This window comes from Paenibacillus athensensis, assembly GCF_004514475.2.
Taxonomy (GTDB): Bacteria; Bacillota; Bacilli; order Paenibacillales; family NBRC-103111; genus Paenibacillus_AL; species Paenibacillus_AL athensensis.
This window is the reverse complement of record NZ_MYFO02000002.1, coordinates 283,284-302,612: the sequence shown is the minus strand read 5'-3', so window position 1 is coordinate 302,612 and position 19,329 is coordinate 283,284. Positions and strand designations below refer to the sequence as shown.

The 19,329-nt window shown below is 54.2% G+C and carries 16 protein-coding genes; 4 read left to right on the top strand and 12 right to left on the bottom strand.

Features of this window, described 5'->3' with window-relative positions; all coding sequences use genetic code 11:
* Window positions 1-53 precede the first annotated feature (53 nt).
* The 5 genes from B5M42_RS05395 to alaS all read right to left on the bottom strand — a co-directional run bounded on the left by B5M42_RS05395 (window position 54) and on the right by alaS (window position 4,098).
* Window positions 54-350: a DUF1292 domain-containing protein gene (locus B5M42_RS05395; RefSeq protein ID WP_134753298.1), complete on the bottom strand. Its 297-nt coding sequence runs from the start codon at window positions 348-350 to the stop codon at window positions 54-56.
* The gene (locus tag B5M42_RS05390) at window positions 347-658 is read right to left on the bottom strand and encodes a DUF1292 domain-containing protein (RefSeq protein ID WP_134753300.1); all 312 of its coding nucleotides are present in this window, start codon (window positions 656-658) and stop codon (window positions 347-349) included. Before B5M42_RS05390 ends, B5M42_RS05395 begins: the two co-directional genes overlap by 4 nt.
* 6 nt (window positions 659-664) lie before the next feature.
* Window positions 665-1,081 carry a Holliday junction resolvase RuvX gene (gene ruvX, locus B5M42_RS05385; protein ID WP_134753302.1) on the bottom strand — a complete coding sequence of 139 codons (417 nt, stop codon included), beginning with the start codon at window positions 1,079-1,081 and terminating at the stop codon, window positions 665-667.
* Window positions 1,082-1,100: 19 nt separating this feature from the next.
* Complete coding sequence (locus B5M42_RS05380) at window positions 1,101-1,361, bottom strand: IreB family regulatory phosphoprotein (RefSeq protein WP_134753304.1); 261 nt, start codon at window positions 1,359-1,361, stop codon at window positions 1,101-1,103.
* A gap of 109 nt (window positions 1,362-1,470) precedes the next feature.
* Window positions 1,471-4,098, bottom strand: a complete 2,628-nt coding sequence (gene alaS, locus B5M42_RS05375) for an alanine--tRNA ligase (protein ID WP_134753306.1) — start codon at window positions 4,096-4,098, stop codon at window positions 1,471-1,473.
* A 487-nt stretch (window positions 4,099-4,585) separates the two neighbouring features.
* On the opposite strand from alaS, the gene map reads away from it, so the two are divergent.
* On the top strand, window positions 4,586-5,332 hold the full coding sequence (gene map / locus B5M42_RS05370; protein WP_134753308.1) for a type I methionyl aminopeptidase: 747 nt from the start codon (window positions 4,586-4,588) through the stop codon (window positions 5,330-5,332).
* Window positions 5,333-5,571: 239 nt separating this feature from the next.
* Here map and B5M42_RS05365 read toward each other — a convergent pair whose 3' ends face one another.
* The 5 genes from B5M42_RS05365 to cymR form a co-directional block, all read right to left on the bottom strand.
* A complete protein-coding gene (locus B5M42_RS05365) occupies window positions 5,572-6,645 on the bottom strand; it encodes an AI-2E family transporter (RefSeq protein ID WP_134753310.1) in 1,074 nt (357 codons plus the stop codon).
* Between the two features lie 257 nt (window positions 6,646-6,902).
* Complete coding sequence (locus tag B5M42_RS05360; RefSeq protein WP_134753312.1) at window positions 6,903-7,106, bottom strand: hypothetical protein; 204 nt, start codon at window positions 7,104-7,106, stop codon at window positions 6,903-6,905.
* A 10-nt stretch (window positions 7,107-7,116) separates the two neighbouring features.
* On the bottom strand, window positions 7,117-7,638 hold the full coding sequence (locus B5M42_RS05355; RefSeq protein ID WP_134753314.1) for a PRC-barrel domain-containing protein: 522 nt from the start codon (window positions 7,636-7,638) through the stop codon (window positions 7,117-7,119).
* 29 nt (window positions 7,639-7,667) lie between these two features.
* Entirely contained in the window at window positions 7,668-8,816 is a 1,149-nt protein-coding gene (locus B5M42_RS05350) for a cysteine desulfurase family protein (RefSeq protein WP_134753316.1), read from the bottom strand.
* A gap of 13 nt (window positions 8,817-8,829) precedes the next feature.
* On the bottom strand, window positions 8,830-9,249 hold the full coding sequence (gene cymR, locus B5M42_RS05345; RefSeq protein ID WP_134753318.1) for a cysteine metabolism transcriptional regulator CymR: 420 nt from the start codon (window positions 9,247-9,249) through the stop codon (window positions 8,830-8,832).
* A gap of 253 nt (window positions 9,250-9,502) precedes the next feature.
* Here cymR and mnmA point away from each other — a divergent pair, with 253 nt between their 5' ends.
* From mnmA to B5M42_RS05330, 3 genes are read left to right on the top strand one after another with little or no spacing between them, the layout of a single operon-like run.
* Window positions 9,503-10,591 carry a tRNA 2-thiouridine(34) synthase MnmA gene (mnmA, locus tag B5M42_RS05340; RefSeq protein ID WP_134753320.1) on the top strand — a complete coding sequence of 363 codons (1,089 nt, stop codon included), beginning with the start codon at window positions 9,503-9,505 and terminating at the stop codon, window positions 10,589-10,591.
* 55 nt (window positions 10,592-10,646) lie between these two features.
* Complete coding sequence (locus B5M42_RS05335; RefSeq protein ID WP_134753322.1) at window positions 10,647-11,333, top strand: AlkZ-related protein; 687 nt, start codon at window positions 10,647-10,649, stop codon at window positions 11,331-11,333.
* A 52-nt stretch (window positions 11,334-11,385) separates the two neighbouring features.
* The gene (locus B5M42_RS05330; protein WP_134753324.1) at window positions 11,386-11,964 is read left to right on the top strand and encodes a DUF3889 domain-containing protein; all 579 of its coding nucleotides are present in this window, start codon (window positions 11,386-11,388) and stop codon (window positions 11,962-11,964) included.
* A gap of 195 nt (window positions 11,965-12,159) precedes the next feature.
* Here B5M42_RS05330 and B5M42_RS05325 read toward each other — a convergent pair whose 3' ends face one another.
* Window positions 12,160-12,534: a hypothetical protein gene (locus B5M42_RS05325; protein ID WP_134753326.1), complete on the bottom strand. Its 375-nt coding sequence runs from the start codon at window positions 12,532-12,534 to the stop codon at window positions 12,160-12,162.
* Window positions 12,535-12,575: 41 nt separating this feature from the next.
* On the bottom strand, window positions 12,576-19,307 hold the full coding sequence (locus B5M42_RS05320; protein ID WP_134753328.1) for a S8 family serine peptidase: 6,732 nt from the start codon (window positions 19,305-19,307) through the stop codon (window positions 12,576-12,578).
* Window positions 19,308-19,329 lie beyond the last annotated feature (22 nt).

The window sequence follows — 19,329 nt, the reverse complement described above, 5'->3', positions numbered from 1 at the left end:
CCTCCTGTGAACACAAAAAAAAGAGCGGATGCGCTCCGCTCGGGTGAATAGTCCTACAAGTCATCCTTCACCGGAAACATCATTTCATCGTAGATTTCCGACACGGTTTCCCACTCATCGTCGTCTTCGATCGTCTCCAGCTCGTGCTGCCCCTCCGGGTCGGTCACAATGCGAAAGATGGCTACTTCGTCCTCTTTCTTCAGCGCCTCTGACTGCAATACCGCATAAGAGATCCCGCCGTGGACGAATTCGGTTAACAGGCGATACACCGTAGATTCGTTCTGCTCATCAAACAGAATGATATCATCCCCAAAAGCATTCCGCAATACGCCGTTTTGCGTCTCGCTCATGCTTCTTCGTCCTCGGCAAATTCAGCCATCAACGTGTTGAACGTTTCTTCGACGATATTCCACTCTTCCTCGTCTTCGATTGTGAACAGCTTCAAATCGTCGCCGTTCTCGTCCTCTTCGTAGCGGAACGCATACACCTCTTCGCTGTCCTCGTCATCGCTGCTTTCCAGCGGCACGACCATCATATACTTCTTGTCGGAACCGTCCACTTCGAATTTCATGATGACTTCGAACTCTTCTTCATTTCCTTCATCGTCAGGGATATAAATGATTTCCGGTTCTTCTTCGCGCAATTCGTCTTTGGACATGTATCCTCACCTCTTCATATTCGCATCCATGTACCCTTGCAGAATGAGCGCAGCGGCCATCTTGTCGACAACCGCCTTGCGCTTCTTGCGGCTCATGTCCGCTTCGAGCAGCGTTCGCGTCGCCGCCGCCGTCGTCAGACGCTCATCCCACATGTGTACAGGCACGTTTAATTTTTGCTTCACTTCCTCGGCAAAAGCGATGCACAGCTCTCCGCGAGGACCAATCGTGTTGTTCATATTTTTCGGCAAGCCTACAACGATCAGGCTCACGCCGTATTGCCCGACAAGCTCCTCCAGCCGCTGCCAGTCCCGTCCGGGCTTGCCGCGCTGAATGACCTCCAGCCCTTGCGCCGTAAAGCCCAGCTCGTCGCTAAGCGCCACGCCGATCGTCTTGTCCCCGTAATCCAGGCCCATCCATCTCATCTTCGGCTGCTGCTCTCCCTTACTTGTGCTGCCCCAGATAGGAGCGGACCAGCTCTTCAATCAGCTCGTCGCGTTCCCGTTTGCGAATCAGGCTGCGTGCGTTGTTATGGCGCGGAATATAGGCCGGGTCGCCGGAAAGCAGATATCCGACGATCTGGTTAATCGGGTTGTAGCCTTTCTCCTGAAGCGCGTCATAGACGGCCAGCAGCACTTCCTTAGGCGACGTTTCGATTTCTTCGGCTTTGACGTTGAATTTCATTGTTTTATCCATGGAACTCATATCCGGGCACCCCGCTTTCCACTACCGCTGTAAAAAATAGGTAAATATTTGTTGTATATTGTGATATATTCTCTGTTTGCGCAGAAATTCCTGTCCCGGACAAAAATATTTATGCTTTTTGCAGCGCGACCAGCGATTCCACCTTGGCCAGCGCCGCAGGCAGCTTGGAAATTTCCTTGCCGCCGGCTTGCGCCATATCCGGGCGTCCCCCGCCGCTGCCGCCGCATTCCGCCGCCACTTCCTTGATCAGCTTGCCGGCGTGATAGCCTTGCTTGACCAGCTCCGGGCTGACGGCTGCCACAAGGTTGACCTTGTCGTCGGCGGCCGCGCCCAGCACGATGACGGCCGAGCCGAGCTTGAGCTTCATCTCGTCGGCCACCTGGCGCAGCGAATCCATATCGGCTGCGTTGACCTGCGCCGCCAGAACCGCGACGCCGCCGACATCCTTGACCTGATCGGTGAGCGATCCGGCTTCGATGCGGCTCAGCTTGCCGCGCAGCGACTCGTTCTCGCGCGACAGCTCCTTGAGCTGCTGCAGCGTGCCTTCAAGACGCTTGGGCACGTCGGGCAAGCTCGACTTGAGCAGGCTGGCCGCTTCGCGCAGCAGTTGAAGCTGGCTGTCGAGATACGCGTAGGCGTGGCGGCCGGTGACCGCTTCAATCCGCCGGATGCCGGAGCCGATGCCGGATTCGCTCAAAATTTTAAACAGGCCGATTTGTCCCGTATTCGTGACGTGGCAGCCGCCGCACAGCTCCAGGCTGTAGTCGCCGACGCGCACAACGCGTACGATATCGCCGTATTTCTCGCCGAATAGCGCCATTGCGCCAAGCGACTTCGCTTCGGCAATCGGCTTGAGGCTGATGTCGACAGCCGTGTCGGCCCACACCTGGGCGTTGACGCGCTGCTCGATGTCTTGCAGCTCCTCGGCGCTGATGCCGCCGAAATGCGAGAAGTCAAAGCGCAGACGCTCCGGCTCCACCAGCGAGCCGGCCTGATTGACGTGCTCGCCGAGCACCTCTTTGAGCGCTTTGTGCAGCAGATGGGTTGCCGTATGGTTTTTGATCGTATCGCTGCGCTTCTCCTGCGTGACGATCGCGGTCAGCGAATCGCCCTTGCGCAGCACGCCCGATTCCACGACGACGCTGTGCACATGCTGGCCGTGCGGCGCTTTACCAACGTTCTCCACTCGCAGGGTGACGTTGTCGCTGCGCAAGAAGCCGTGGTCGCTCACCTGACCGCCGCTTTCCGCATAGAACGGCGTGCGGTCGAGCACGACCTGGCACGTCTCGCCTGAGCCAACAATATCGGCAAACTGATTTTCATGCACAATGGCAATCACATTAGCATTCGCTACCAAATCATTATAACCAACAAATTCGCTTTTAACCGTAAAATCAGCCAGCGGGCCGCCCTGCACCTTCATGCTTCCTTCATCCTTGCGCGCTTCGCGGGCGCGGTCGCGCTGCTCCTGCATCGCGGCGTCAAAGCCGGCGCGGTCGACGGTCAAGCCCTTCTCTGCGGCAAAGTCCTCGGTCAAATCGAACGGGAAGCCATACGTGTCATACAGCTTGAACGCATCCGGTCCGCTGATCTGGCTGCTTCCGGCGCCAATCGTCCGGCCGACCATGTCGGCAAGAATCGCCAGACCGTCGCTCAGCGTTTCGTGGAAACGTTCCTCTTCGGTGCGGATCACCTTCTCGATAAACTCGCGCTTGTCCACCACCTCCGGGTAGTAGACGCCCATTATCTCGCCGACAATTGGCACCAGCAAATAGAGGAACGGCTTGTCCATACCGATGACCTTGCCGTAGCGAACCGCGCGGCGCAGCAGGCGTCGAATGACGTAGCCGCGGCCTTCATTGCTCGGCAGCACCCCGTCGCCCACCGAGAACGCCACCGTGCGGATGTGGTCGGCAATGACCTTGAGCGCCACGTCGGTTTCCATATGAACGTGATACTGGACGCCGGCCAGCTCGCACGTTTTTTCAATAATCGGCATAAACAGATCGGTGTCGAAGTTGGAATCGACGTTCTGCAGAATCGACGCAAAGCGCTCCAGACCGGCGCCAGTGTCGATATTTTTGTTCGGAAGCGGCGTATAGCTACCATCTTTATTATGGTTGAACTGCGAGAAGACGAGGTTCCATACTTCCAGGAAGCGCTCGTTTTCGCCGCCCGGCCAGCACTCGGGATCGTTCAAATCGCCGTAAGCGTCGCCGCGGTCGTAAAAAATTTCCGTACAAGGACCGCACGGGCCTTCGCCGATGTCCCAGAAGTTATCCTGCAGCTTGTAGATGCGCTCTTCCGGCAGACCGATTTTTTTATTCCAATAATCAAACGCTTCCGTATCCTCCGGGTACACCGTGACGGACAGGCGCTCCGGGTCGAAGCCGATCCATTTCGGGTCGGTCAGAAACTCCCACGCCCAGGTGATGACTTCTTCCTTAAAGTAGTCGCCAATCGAGAAGTTGCCGAGCATTTCGAAAAACGTATGATGACGGCGGGTTTTGCCGACATTCTCGATATCGTTGGTGCGGATGCATTTCTGCGCGTTGGCGATGCGCGGATTGTCCGGCACGATGCGGCCGTCGAAATACGCCTTTAACGGAGCCATCCCGGCGTTGATCCAGAGCAGCGAAGGATCGTTATGCGGCACGAGCGAAGAGCTCGGCTCGATTTTGTGGCCCTTTTCGGCGAAAAACGCCAACCATTTGGAACGGATTTCACTTGCTTTCATTGAACATCAGACCTCCATCGTCATCTTCAGCATCAGCTATTGGATATAAAAACAAAAAACGCCCCTGTCGAAACAGGGACGAATCATCGCGGTACCACCCTGGTTATTGCTCCATACAGCAGCAATCTCCTTGTCTGAACAGTAACGGGTTCAACCGGCGGGGTTCTCCCGCGCTCCGAAACCAGCGTTCGGCCATCCCGATACCGGAAAGCTCTCGCAGCGAAAGCGCGCAGGCAGCGCAGCTAACAAGCTTTCTCTCTGACGGTGGATTGCAAGGCTTACTAAAGTTTCATCGGCGCTTTACAGATCTTGATTAAGGCAAATTATAGCGATACGCCGCGCCGCTGTCAACCGCGAGCAGCCCTAAGCCAAGCGGAATCGGTCAACCGTTCTCCGCCGTCGCAGGAATAAGCCCCGACTTCATCGAATAAGAAAAAAACAGGCAACAAGCCAAATTGCAACTCATCACCACCAAAGGAGAGCTCGTATGACGATAGAATCGCAAAGCGATATCGAAGCGCTGAAAAAAATCGGCAGCATCGTGGCCAGAACGATTCGCGAAATGAAACGCTGCACGCGGATCGGAATGACCACCCGGGAGCTGGACGAAATCGGCGGCAGGTTCTTGAAAAAACACGGCGCTGTATCCGCGCCCAAAGCCATCTACCAGTTTCCCGGCCATACCTGTATCAGCATCAACCATGACGTAGCGCACGGCATACCGGGAGATCGCGTCATCCGGCCCGGCGATTTGATCAATATCGATGTTTCGGCCGAGCTGGACGGCTACTTCGCAGATGCGGGACATTCGTTTGTTGTCCCTCCGGTGAATCCGGCTTTATTGCGCTTGTGCCAGCACACCCGTCACACGATGATGGCAGTCATCGCTTCACTGAAGCATGGCGTCAAATTGAATGAAATCGGAAGAATCATCGAACGCGAAGCAGCCAAAGGCGGTTATCAGGTGATCCGGAACCTGTGCAGCCACGGTATCGGCAAATCGCTGCATGAAGCGCCGCAAGAGATTTGGCCTGTCTATAACAAACACGATCAGCGTGTGCTGACCGAAGGTCTGGTCATTACGATTGAGCCCTTTTTGTCGACCGGGGCGCAATACGTCGTCGAGCAGCCCGACGGCTGGACTATGCGCGTACCTGACAACAGCTTTGCCGCACAGCATGAGCATACCCTGATCATTACCAAAAAAGCGCCGATCATTCTCACGGTGGCATGATCAGTCTTTGAGCAAGAGCAGTGCAAGTCGATCCTTTTTTCTCAAAAATCACATTGACAATGATTCTCATTCTCTGTATAATGACACATGTAAGGTCATCACTTAGCGCCCCCCGCTAAATGGACATTTACAATGGCTTCTAGTCTTGCAAGCTTTACTCGATATATCCTCAAAAAACCTCGCCAAAACCCCCTTGCGCCCACGCGGCGCAAGGGGGTTTTGGCATCTGCAGACGCGCATCAGGTCGGCGTCGGCCGATGCACATAATGCAGGAAAATATGCTGGACAATCACCTTCATCACAGCGAAAAACGGCACGGCGAGAATCAGGCCGAGCACCCCCGCCACCTCGCCACCGACCAGCAGCGCAAAAATGATAAACAGCGGATGCATATGCAACGAGCGGCCCACCACCTGCGGCGAAATGACGTTGCCCTCCAGAATTTGCACGGCGAAGTTGACGCCCAGCACGAGCAGCACCATTTTAAACGAAATCGTCGAAGCCATCAGCAGCGCCGGAGCCGCTCCAAAAAAGGGACCCAGATAAGGAATAATGTTAAACACCGCGACAACCGCAGCCAGCAGCAGCGGATACTCCATGCCGATCAGCCAATACCCGATGTAAGCCAGCACGCCGACGATCAGGCAGACGAGCAGTTGTCCGCGGATATAGTTGCCAAGCGCCAAATCGATATCGAGCAGCAGATTGATCGTTTTGCGGCGGTGGTTTTTAGGGACGATCGCAATCGCGGTTTTTTCCATCAGCTGAAAATCCTTGAGCATGTAAAAGGCCAGAAACGGCACGATAAACACAATGAACAGCGTATTGATCGTCGAACCGATCTGATTCAAGTAGTTGGAAATCGCCATCGCGACTCCGCTTTCCAGCTTGGCCAGCGAATGGTTAAAGCCGAGGCGCACGCTGTCGGGCAGCAAGCGGTTCTGGTTAAAGCCGTCCATCAGCGACTGGGCGCGCATGGCGAGCTGCGGCATATGCTCGTTCAGTTCGGCCAGCTGACGGATGAACATCGGCGTCACGTTCATAATGACGACGACCACAGACGTAATAAACACGCTGTAAATCAGCAGTACGGCGACTGTGCGCGGCACTTTGCGGTGATTCAGCACGTTGACAACCGGATTCAATATATAAGAAATAATCATTGCGATAAAGAAAGGCGTCAGCACTGCTTTCAAAAACTGAAAAACGCCGACAAGCAGCGGCTTGATTTGCAGCAGCAAATAAATCGCCAGCAGTCCCAGCAGCACATACAGCAGAGCGGCGAAGCTTTTATTTTTCCAAAATCGGTCCAATATCGATCCCCCCGGTTCCACGATCTTTGTGCGCTCTAACAGTATATGTACAACCCGGGCAAATTAATCCGCCATTGCGCCAAGCCGCCCGCCTATCGGGCAGTACATGCCGCGCCTCTCCACCTCGACACAACCTCGATCATGACAAAAAGAGACCAAACCCGATGCCTTCCGCGGCAGGGTCAAGTCTCTTCGTATGAAGGCCGGCACGTCCCGACCGTATTAGCATCCATTCATCCAGTCAGCACCGCAGCAGCTCAGGTTGCGTGAATGTGGACATGCGGCATTTCCTCTTCGAAGAACAAATCGTCGAGCGAGCTCAACGTCCCGTCTTCTTCCACTTGATACACCGACATTTTGTCGCCGTTTACGCTCAGCTCGATAAAGCAACCCCAGCAATAAAACTGGTGGGAGCCAATCTTTCCGATGTCTTTGGAATTGCAGTTTGGACAACGCATCATCTTTCTCACCCTATTCTTCTTTGGATACGAAGAGCTCCTCCACGGCCTCAATGCAATGCACAGGCACGATAATCGCGTCCGCTCCCTTCGTTGCCGTCGCCGGCATCGGCAGCCATTTGCGCCCGTCCTTCAAATCGGACAGAAAGCCTTCGGAAAGTTCATAACCTACTACTTGTGTACCCCAGTTCGGGTCAAAATAAACGTCCTCGACTACACCTAATTTGCAGCCTCCGGCCGTAACGACCGGCAGCCCCTTGATGCAGCGGGATCCTTCGAGCAAGGCGTGCAGTTGCGCGTCTTCCTCAAACTCCCGAATGACGCTATCGTTCGTTATCGTAACGGCATCGTCTCCAGCGGCCACGATATCGCTCCAGCGAATATAGCGGATGGCGGAAAACCACATCTTGGCCTCCAGCACGACGCCTTGTAAATTCCAGGTTGAGTCCAGCAAAACATCCTTCACTTGGCCTACTTGCCGGCCGTCCTCGACGGTCAAAACGTTCAGACCAATCAGCTCTCGCGCTTTGCGCAAAACGGGAACCCTCCTAGAACCGCCCGGTCCTATCTACTACGTAGACGCAACACAATGGTTGCAATTTTTTGAGCGGCTGTGTCGATTTGCTCCTTATCGTTCCCCAATCCGAAGCTGAACCGCACAGCGGAGGCTGTCACATTTTCTGGAAGCTGCATCGCTTTGAGGACGTGCGAGACCTCCAGCGAACCGGAGGTGCAGGCCGAGCCGCTGGCCGCAGCAACGCCTGCGAGATCGAGATTCATCAGCAGCGTCTCGGTACTGACGCCGGGAAAGCTCAGATTGACAATGTGCGGAACGGAAGCTTCCAGCTCGCCGTTGACGACAAAACCGGACGAGCCAAGCAGCCGGTTCAGCTCGGCGAGAAAGCGGTCGCGCAGCTCCTTGAAACGCGGTAGCCGGTCAAGCGCCTCGGGCAGCACGATTTCAACCGCTTTGGCAAAGCCGGCGATAGCAGCGACGTTCTCTGTTCCGGGCCGGCGCTTGCGCTCTTGCGAGCCGCCGAGCACCGTCGGGACCAGGCGTGTCTTGGGCGCGGCATACAGCGCACCGACGCCCTTGGGGCCATATAGCTTGTGCGCAGAAAAGCTCATGAAATCGACCGGCAGTGAGTCCAGACACAGCGGCAGCTTGCCGAGCGCTTGCACCCCGTCGACATGAAAAAGAATGCCCCGGCTTCGCGCCAGCTCGCCCACCGCTTCAATCGGCTGGATGCCGCCGACCTCGTTGTTGACATACATCATGCTGATCAGCGCGGTTTCAGGCCGTATCGCTGCTTCCACCTCGGCCGCTTGAATAAGACCAGTCGGACCTACTGACAGGTAGGTGACGTCCCAGCCCATCCTCTGCAAACGTTCGAACGGATGCAGCACGGCATGGTGCTCGATTTGTGTCGTTATGAGATGGCGGCGCTGTGCGGAAAGCTGCGGCAGCGCGCCGAAAATCGCCAAATTGTTGCTTTCCGTGCCCCCGCTCGTGTAAATCAGCTGAGCCGGGGAGCAGCCCAGTGAAGCCGCCATCGAATCGCGAAAGCGGTTAAGCGCCGTGCGCGTCGCTCTGCCGAAGCTGTGCGTGCTCGACGGATTGCCGAACAGCTCTGTATAGTAAGGAAGCATCGCTTCCAACACGCCGGGATGCACCGGAGTTGTGGCCGCGTGATCGAGATAAATGAAGTCCATAAGCCACCTGTCGTTAAATATAGAACATATAGTTGTCCTGCTTGCCTTCATCCTTAAACGCGATCAGATAAGCAAGCGTCGTGGAATCCAGCACCTCGGCAATGCTGTCGCGGATGCGAATCCACAGGTCGCGTTTGGCCGGGTCGTCTTCTTCGGTAAAATCCACCGGGCTAATCGGACCTTCCAGCACACGAATGACTTCCCCTGCAGTGATCTGCTCAGGGGATTTCGATAAAATATAACCGCCATAGGCGCCGCGAATGCTTTTGACCAAACCGGCGTTGCGCAGGGGTGCAACCAACTGCTCCAGATAATGCTCGGAGAGCTGATGCTTCTCCGCTATGCTTTTCAGCGAGGTCGGCCCTTCGCCGAACCGGTTCGCGAGCTCCATCATAATCGTTAAGCCATAACGGCCTTTTGTCGATATTTTCAAAATAACACCTCATCGTTCGATCCATTTGCGCCGCAGAACTTGTCCTGCGCGCTGGTACACAGCGTTTCCATTTTCGGGCAAAACATTCCTAAACATCCGTGTATCATAATACATGTTATCACAACTCCAAGTTTTATGGGAGAAAAACAATGTCATTATGATGAATAAATTTTAATTTTCTCGCCGCAGGATGTATAATGAGGGGATAGACAGATTAGGGCTGTCGGCCCGGAGAAAGGAAAACGTGTAGAGCATGAGTAAAAAAACGCGGGTTGTGCTGGGCATGTCCGGGGGCGTCGACTCTTCGGTCGCAGCGCTCCTGTTGAAGCAGTCGGGCTACGAGGTTATCGGGATTTTCATGAAAAACTGGGACGACACTGACGAATTCGGCCACTGCACCGCCGAAGACGACGCCGAAGACGTGCGCCGGGTGTGCGATCAGCTGGACATCCCTTTTTATACGGTGAATTTTGAAAAACAATATTACGACAAGGTATTCGCTTATTTTCTCGACGAATACCGCAGCGGACGCACGCCCAATCCAGACGTGATGTGCAACCGGGAAATCAAATTCGGCGAGCTGCTGCAAAAGGTGATCGATTTGGGCGGCGACTATCTCGCCACCGGACATTATGCCCGCGTGGAACGGCGCGGCGATGCCTTCACGCTGCTGCGCGGCAACGATCCGGGCAAGGACCAGACATATTTCCTGAACGCGCTCAATCAGGAGCAGCTTTCGCGTGCCATGTTTCCGATCGGACACCTGCCCAAGTCTCAAGTGCGGGAAATCGCCGCTGCTGCGGGACTGGCCACCGCGCGCAAAAAAGATAGCACTGGCATCTGCTTTATCGGCGAACGCGACTTCAAAACCTTCCTGAGCCAATATTTGCCGGCCCAGCCGGGCGTGATGCGCGATTTGCGGACAGGCGATATCAAGGGTCGGCATGACGGCTTGATGTATTATACGCTAGGCCAGCGTCAGGGCCTTGGGATTGGCGGCTCCGGCAGCGGCGAGCCGTGGTTTGTTGTCGGCAAGGATCTGGACAACAACGAGCTGCTCGTCGTTCAGGGCGACGCGCATCCGGCCATGTATTCGCAAGGCTTGACGGCAACCGGCGTCAACTGGATTTCGCCGGCGCGGCCAAGCGGCACGTTCGCTTGCACGGCCAAGTTCCGCTACCGCCAGCCGGATCAGGGCGTGCGGCTGACGCTGGCCGATGACGGCAGCTGCGAGGTCGTGTTCGACCAGCCGCAGAAAGCCGTGACCCCTGGACAATCGGTCGTATTTTACGACGGCGAGGTTTGCCTGGGCGGCGGTATTATCGACAAGGTACATCCATAAAGCGCAAGCGTCAGGCGGTGATCGCCGACGCTTTTTTGATCAGGAGAGTGAGGACATGCACAAGCAGGAAGCTTTTCATGCGGCGACCTACGAGCAAGCCGCAGCTTTTATCCGGGATATCGGGATCTTGCCGTTCTCTTCGTTTATTCCCGGCCACCCGTCAATGGATTCGATCACCCTGCCCGGTCAGTGGCATACGGGCCTCTCCGACGATCCGTGGCTGTGGCGCGACCGGCTCGCCGGCGAAGGCTTGGCCGCTTACGGGCGGTTTCTGGCCAAAAAGCCGGTGCTGATTGCTGCCGAATGGTTTCCGCTGGTCCGAAACTTGTTGGAGGAGCCGTATTCGGTCGAGGAACGCTACGAGGACGGGGAGCTTCCCAAGGCGGCCGTCGATATTTACCGGGCTGTGGAAGCCGAAGAAGGCATCGATACGCGGCGCTTGCGAGCCGTGACGGGACTGGCGACCAAGGATTCGAAAGCGGCCTTCGACCGCGCGCTGAACGAGCTGCAGAGCAAGGCCGATTTGGTCATTGGCGGCATATCCGACCGCTTGACCGCCGACGGCGTCAAAAGCGGCTGGAACAGCGCCTGCTATTTGACCGCCGGGCATTGGATGGAGAAGCATGGGCTGGACGCCTGCCATCTGCCGACGCCTGAAGCGAAGGCCGAGCTCCGCCGGCGTCTGAGCGCCGTCTGCAGCGAAGCGGCGCTGGCGTATATGTATAAGATTTTCCGGCTGTAACGGCCGGATAAAGGGCCGGTCCTCCGCACACGCTAACGGCGGAGGTGAGCGTATGCGATTGAACGCAAGGCTCAATCGGAGATTGGCGGCCGCCGTGCTGCTGGCGGCGGCTTGGGGGCTCCCGGCCCCCGTTGCGGGAGCGCGGGAGCCGGAGCTGGCCGGCCCGCTACGCGCGGGGCCGGCAGTGGCGGCCGCCCCGACGCAAAGCGAGGCGGCCGTGGGCGCAGCCCAGACGCTCGCTGAGCGCGTCGGGGCTGCGCCGTGCTGTGCTGCTGCGGCTGAGGCAGCAGCAGGGGGCTGGCCCGCGCCGGCTGGCGCGGGCGGGGGGGCCGCGGGCGGGGACAATGACAGTGGCGCCTTCAAGGCGCCTGCGGCTGACCCCGACCCGGACTACGCCATGTGGAGCCGCATGGCGTTCAAAGAAGCGCGCAAGCTGTACACGCTGCTTGACTACCAGTACCTCGGCCGGGCTCCGGTGGCGCCGGGCGTTGACCAGCGGCAGTTTCGCTTTTGGGTGCGCCGCCACAAACAGGAATTTCCGCTGATCGTCACCATCCGCTATAATCCTGTAACGAAAAAGGTATTTTCCGTCCATATGGAAAAAGAGCAGCGCCGCGGCGTGCCAACTTGACCTGCAGACGCCAACGTCAAATAACCTCTCCCGGAAGTTCGGCCATTCGCCGCATTTCCCGAGAAAGGTTATTTGCTCTGCATGCCTTATTTATCGGCCCACCCGATCAGGAACAGGCTTGCGCCTTGACCGGCCCCATCCGCGACTCACACGCACGCCAGCACTCGCTCCCGCACAGCCGAGCGCACGCACAAGCTAAAGGAACGGAAACTTGACCGGGATCGGTTCGATCAACGTCCATACGATGCACAAGACGCCCCATAGCAGCGGTGTCAACAGCGATTTCCGCCGAAAAGCCGGAACATAAAACGATAACAGAAACAGCAGCAGCGCTCCGGCAGCCAACAACGTAGCTTGCAGCATGTACGCATTAACCAGCATATAGCCGATAAAACCGCCATAAAACGCCGCTGTTACATACGCATAATGCATAAACACCTTGCGATACGCCCTCACCGTCAATGAAGGAAAGACGTACGCGATTACGCCGCTGGCTCCCCAGAGCAAAAAGGAAAGACTGACAAACACCAGCAGCGCGAACAACACTATAGTCCCGATATCACCCGACATACGTTTCCCCTATCCTTCCCGATGCATGGGTTTGCTGTACGCTAAATAACCGACGGCTGCCCCCATAGCGGAATTTTGGGCACATATTTCAAAATCCCCACACCCACACTGGACAGCAACAAAGCTCCAATTACGTCCGCATCTTCTTTACTATACGAAATTTCCGAAGTAATCGTAAACTTCAACTTTACCTCCGCTGCATCGACGCCAATGATATTGCTCATATTCATCGTGAAGATCGTATCGGTCGTAATCAGTGTCACATAACCGTCGGCGCGCGCAGTAGGCTTGATGACATGAACCTTATTTTCCATTTTGATATTGCTGACTTCGACTGCTTGTGAAATATCCTGTTTGTAAACAACGCTTCCGCTTTTCGCAGCTTGTACGATGCCTCCTTGTACAGATACGTCAACCTTGCCGCCGCCCGGCGTTTCGACCGATACTTTACCATCTGCTTTGACCGTGACGTTCGTTCCGGCTGTTCCCGCTACGGTAATGGTGACTTTGGCGGTCTGGTCGACCTTCACCGAGTCCTTCTGAAGCCCTGTTGCATTGTCTACCGTAAAGCTGCGGTTGCCTGCAACAACCGGAGGCGTTTCTACTTTCACCGGCGCATTAAAGCTTCCCGGGTGCGTGGTGTAATACAAATAATCAGGCGTATACCCCGGACCGCTTTCACGAGCTGTTCCGTCCTTGCCGTCATTGCATGCTCCCGGATGCGAATAATGAACGCCATTAACCGTGGCTTCGCAATAATGCCCGGTCGGGTCTCCATTGGTTAGCGGGTTGTTGAACGCATACGTAAACTGATTTAAGCTGAGCGGCGTTTTTAAATCACCGGCATAAGCATCCTCGGTTAAAAAGCGCTGATTGGCCGGATCGTAATAACGTGCCGTCAAGTAAATCAATCCGGTTTCATCGTCCTGCATTTGTCCGGCATATCGGAACGGATTGAGCATCGTTTCACTTTTGCCAATGCTGTTGCCCCAAATATCGTAGTCATAGCTATTGAGCGTGCTGCCGCTTGCGTCGGTAACCTTGACGACATCGCCGTGACCATTGTACCAGTAGTAACCCGTTTTTCCATCCGTACCGGCATTATCGCGGTATATCAGCTCGTTGCCCCAAATATTGCGCGATTTGGTGGTTCCGCTTGCGCTCAACTCTTCAATCGGATGTCCGTTGTAATATACAAATCGCGTTACGTTACCGTTCACGGTTTTGGTAGCCCGGGAGCCATCGGCGTAATAACTGTAGCTGGCCGTCGTTCCTGAATTGTCAGCGAATGTCTTCAGCTCATTGACGGCATTATAGCTGTAGCTTGACGTCAATCCCGATTGCAGCTTGGTCAACCGGTTGCCGCGGTTATCATACGAATACGTGCTTACATTGCCCGGTTGCGTGTAACCGGAGATCCGGTTCGCATTATCGTAAGTGTTCACATAGGACGTTCCTGCAATGCCCACAGACTGCAGATTGCCTAGTGAATCATAACTATACGATTTGGAACCTCCTTGCGTGGTTTCCGATGATACCCGATTCAAGGCGTCATAAGTAAAGCTGTTGGCTGAGCCATTGCGGTTTATGGACAAAATATTGCCGAATTTGTCGTAACCGAAGCCTTCGCTCCAATTTGCCGTAGGGCTGTTATTGTAATGGCCTACCGCCGTCAATTGACCAAAGTTATCGCTTTGCTTTTTTTGACTGAGTCCGTTCGGATAACTGACGGTGTAAGTATCCTGATTAGCCGCCAATGTATACGAGTAGTTGACTGTGCCCATCCCCGGATAGCTGACAGAAGACATCCGATTCAGATTATCGTAGGTGTAGCTGATCTGTTTGCTGTCCGGATAAGTCAGGGTCTGCAGCCGATCATTTGCATCGTAACCAAAGCTGTACGTTTTGCCTGCGACCTGCTGCCAATCCATACGCTTCCACATGTCATAATGATACGTTTGTGTTTCATTCTCGCTGTTGGCTGTGCCAAGCAGCAAGCCCGTGTTCGGATCGTAATTGTTCGTTTGCCAATAAAGCTCCGTGCCGGCAGGCTTTTGAATCGAAACCCGGCTTTGCTGGTTGTAAGGCGTATAGCTGAATACATGCATTTGCCCGTCTTTGTCGGTATGCGACTCCAGAGCGCCCGTAGTTTTATAGGCAAAAGACTCGCTCAAATTTGCGGCATTCGTTTGCGTGAGCAGCCAGCCAACCTCATTGTAGGTTTGTGTTTTTTGCGGTTGGGCGCTTCCATTCACGTAATAAGCGTTCATTTGATCCAGCCTGTTGTACACATACTGGTAAGTTTGGTTCATCGCATCCTGGATATAGATCAAGTGACCCATTCCGCCGTATCCGTAACGAGTCGTTTCTACAGATGAACCCGAGGCAATACTTTGCATGCTCAATTGTCCGAGCGGCGTATATTGATAGGTCGTCGTTCTGAACAGTGCTCCGTTCTCATCTGTTTGGATCAATCGACCTTCCCGGTCGTAATAGGACCAGGTTTGTTTACCGTCCGCAGTTACAGCTTTAACCGTATCCTGAAGACGTGTAGAGGAACCGGAGGTAAAATAGGCGGCATTGGCATAGGAGTACGTGGTCGTTTCTCCGAGCGCATTGGTCACGGTCCTCACTTTGCCATTGTTCGCATAGGTGTAAGTCGTCTTTTGGGCAGGATCTCCGAAAGGGTCTATTTCCTTGATGATATTCCCTGCATTGTTGGTTTGATTGACGAGTGTCGTCACAACAGAGCTTCCTACCTGTTTCTGCTGCTTGTCCACATTCCCGTACGGCGTGTAAACAATAATGTCCTTCTCACCGTCAGCCAGTGTTTTGGTAATCGTGCGGTTCGGATCGTCATAGCTGTAAGAATCCGTCTTTGCCGCTCCCGGATTGGACGTTGGCGGCGTATACGTCTCGGTCAACATCCGATCCTTGTTGTCATACGTATACTGGGCTTTGCTGCCGTCCGGAAATGTCGTGCTGATTGGACGATCCTGGCCATCGTACAGATGAGTGAGCGTAACGGACGTTGGCGATTGTCCGGTTTTTAACGTAATTTGCGTCGTCTCCGTCGTTACATGGAAGCCTTTGGCGTCATAAGCCATATCCACGTCGGTAGTAATCGGATACAAGCTGAATTGGTTGCCCGAGCCCGTTTCTCTTCGATGCGTAGGCACCTTATTGACAGCATCATACGACGTATACGCAACGACAATCGTATCTGTTTTCAGCTTGGTCGGATCTGTCGGATACAACGGGTCCGGGTAGGTGCTGGTCCGGGTAATCGAAGCGATGGTCCCGTCAGGATTATAGGCGGTTGCCTCCTGGTAGGAGGTCAAGCCGTCGGCTGCCGTTCTTTTCATATTGCTGATCATATGGTATGGGCCGCCATACGTAGTGTTCGTTTTATTCCCATAGGAATCCTCATCGTACGTCACATAACCGTAAGAATCATATTCATTTTTATGAAGAGTAGCATAACTCGCATAATAAGACGGGTAACTTCGGCTATTGCCCGTATTCAAAAAGTTCATTAATCCGGAATCGCTAAGTTTCGGATCGTTCGGGTTGCCGCTGTCATACGTTTTGACCAGATACGGCTTGGTCATACCGGGATCAAATTGAAATCCGGTTTCTTCTTTGGGAGAATACGTATACCTGTACGAGCCGCGCACCTCATTGATATCGTAGGACGCTGTGCTTGAGCTGTCCATGATATGAACAAGATTGTACTTTTCCCGATCCAACGCGCTGTAGGTGTAAAACTTCATTTCCGTATAATCCCCCAAAGCGGTAACAGTCGCTACCTTGGGCTGATCGCCGCCGCGATAGCTCGCATAGCTTAAACGGAAGTTCCCGTAATCTCCTCCTTGCCGCGGTCTCCCCCAAATCTCCGAGAACGGTTTGCCTCCCATCTCCATGTAGGTACGCGTCAGAACCTTCTGCTGGCCGCTGGCGTTCGTGTACTTGAAATACACATTGCGGACAGGCACGTAACCGATGTAGGTCAGCATGTAGGGATCCAGATACAGCCTTACCGTATGGCGACTCGCTTCGCGGGAAAAGTAGTTCGTTCCCGTGTACCAGTTCGGATTATAGCTGTCATATTGGTATTGCACGGTCATGCCCGTATCGTCTATAGCTGCATTCAGCAATAAATACGGAAGCTCGGAGTACGTGGCTAAATCCCGATTCGCCACTAACGACGATTCGGCAGGATCGCTGCCGCTGACAATATCCAGTGTAGGGTTCGGAATCCCGCTAATATTGGTCTGGTCGTATTGATAGTCGTCTTCAAAGTTATAGTCAGCATGATTCGTGACAGACGGCTGAAAATACGTATAGCTTTTTAAAATATGCCCCGTTTCGTCCTGTACACTGTTCAATTGATCGTAAGTCCCGCCGAAGGCTGCATTGGGATCCTTGCCCCCGAACGTATACGAATTGGATGCTGTGTTGTAAATGATCTGCCGGGTAAAGGTTGTCGGATTATCTTTCCAACTGACGCTCGTAATGCGCGTGCCGTTGTTATTGATCTGAATCGTTCGTCCGACCGTGTCCGTAATCGTGACAGCATTGGTCGAATAAGCGTACAACACCTGATCGCCCAGGAAATTCTTTTTGTCCAGGATTCGGCCAGTCGCATCAAAATGATAGACCAGCTTGCCGTCGTCAATTTTCAGATAATACGTCCCGTCCGTCGCTTTTGTATAGGTTACGTTCGCATACGGATAGTTATAGGGCGATGTGCTCGTATTGCGGAACTGGTAACGCGACCCGTCATCCAAAATAAATTCCACATACGTATACGAATTGCTGTCGCCGTAAGTACGGTTATAGTAAACCTTGGTCGGATTCAGCTTTCCGGTCCCCACATAAACCGGATTTGCGGAAATGAAATCCGTTTTGACACCTTGATCCATAGTGGGCAGATTTAAGCTCCAGCCGACGGCAATATAGTTCGGGTTAGCCGCAGAAAGCAGACCGGGAGCCGCCAATGCATTTTGCATGCAATCGGACACTTGCGAAGGACCGTAATCCGAGCTGTTGATCGTTGAACCCGTAGGGCAACCTGTGCCCTGCGTATAGTTCGGTGCGGCCATTTTGGCGGCAAGCGAATTGTAGCTGCGAATCAAGCTTACATCGAGACCGTGTTTACCGCTCAGGTAAACGTCCACGTCTTTTTGATTGGCCGTTCGGTACATGGTATCGACAGCCCCGTCTGTGTCGCTTTTGTAAGTATAAGGATTATTTTTTTCTGTAAAAGAAAATCCGCTCGCCGCTTGAATCGAGGCGTTTGGCGACACCGCCGCTTTCTTTTTCGGCTTTTTGCGGTCCTCCTGCCAAACCATATCGACCGGCGTCAATTTTCGCAGCCAATTTTGTTCCACTTTCGTCAAACCGTCGATGCGCGTCTCTACATCCACTTCCGACCAACTCAACATCTCGGCCAGTTGATCGCTTGTCAAAAGTGAGGTTAACTCAGGCTCGAAGTAAGCCGCGATTTGCAGCATCTTGGTGGAATACTGCTTTTTAATCTGATCCAGCGTCTCCTTCTTCAGCGAAGAAACGTTCACTTGCTGCTTGTTCCCGTCGCCTTGGCTTTGACTATCAAAAGCGGCCAAGGCGTTCACCAAGCCATTGCCATAGACGCTTTGATCACTTAACGGCGTTGCACTGCCTAACAAGGCTCCGCGCAAATCCACATTTGTGTAGGCGGGATGGCTGGCTTTAATTAACGCAGCTACACCAGCGACATGTGGAGCTGCAAGCGAGGTGCCGCTCATCGTCACATGGGTGTCGTGCAAGCCCAGCGAAGGGATATTCACACCAGGCGCGACAATCTGCAATTCCTTGCCTGTATTGGAGAAAGGCGCAATTTGATTATTGCCGTCCACTGCACCCACGCCGATAACCGAAGGAAACTTGGCCGGGTACTCGACGTTCTTCGCCCCATCGTTGCCGGTGGCGGCGATCAGCAAAATACCGTTGTCGTGCGCAGCTTGCATCGCGTCTTTCAAAGCTTGCGAATAAACGCTGCCTGTGAAGCTCATCGAGACAATATCGATGTGATGGTCAATCGCCCATTCGATCCCTTCGATGACTTGGGAATACGTACCTTGACCATTGCGGTCCATGACCTTAATTTCATACAAGCTGGCTTCGGGCGCGATACCCAGAAGGCCACTGTTATCCTTGAGCGCGCCGATCACACCAGCGGTTCCTGTTCCGTGACCGTTCCAATCCTCCATCGTCGGCTCGGACGGGACGAAGGACACGCCGCCGGCGATGTGCAGTTCTGCAGAATTCGTATCCACGCCGGTATCCAGCAACGCAATGGAAACACCGCTGCCCAAATTGCCGGTCGCTTGAACCTCGGGAACATGGATTTGCGTTAAATTCGGCATAACCTGCTCAGCAGCCTTGCGAATCGGCGCATCCGGTTCCACAAACTGCACATTGCCGTCAGCTTGCAACTGCGCGGCTTCCTTTGCCGTCAGCGTTGCCGTCAGCGCTTGCGCGTGCTTGAATTGCTTGCGAATCGTTTTTTTGCTCTTCTGAAGCGATTTTTTGCCTTGATCCTCGTCTTTGAATTTGATGATGTACGTATTGACCGAGCTATCGCCGCTTGCCTCTGCACCATATACGGCGCTACTGACCGACGAATCCGCAGATGCATCGATTCTCGCTTGCGCAGCTTGGCTGGTCGGTAAAATGAAACCGGACAGCAGCGTAAGGCTGACCAACATTGATGTTGTTTTTCTAAACATACCGAACCTCCAAATTATGTTT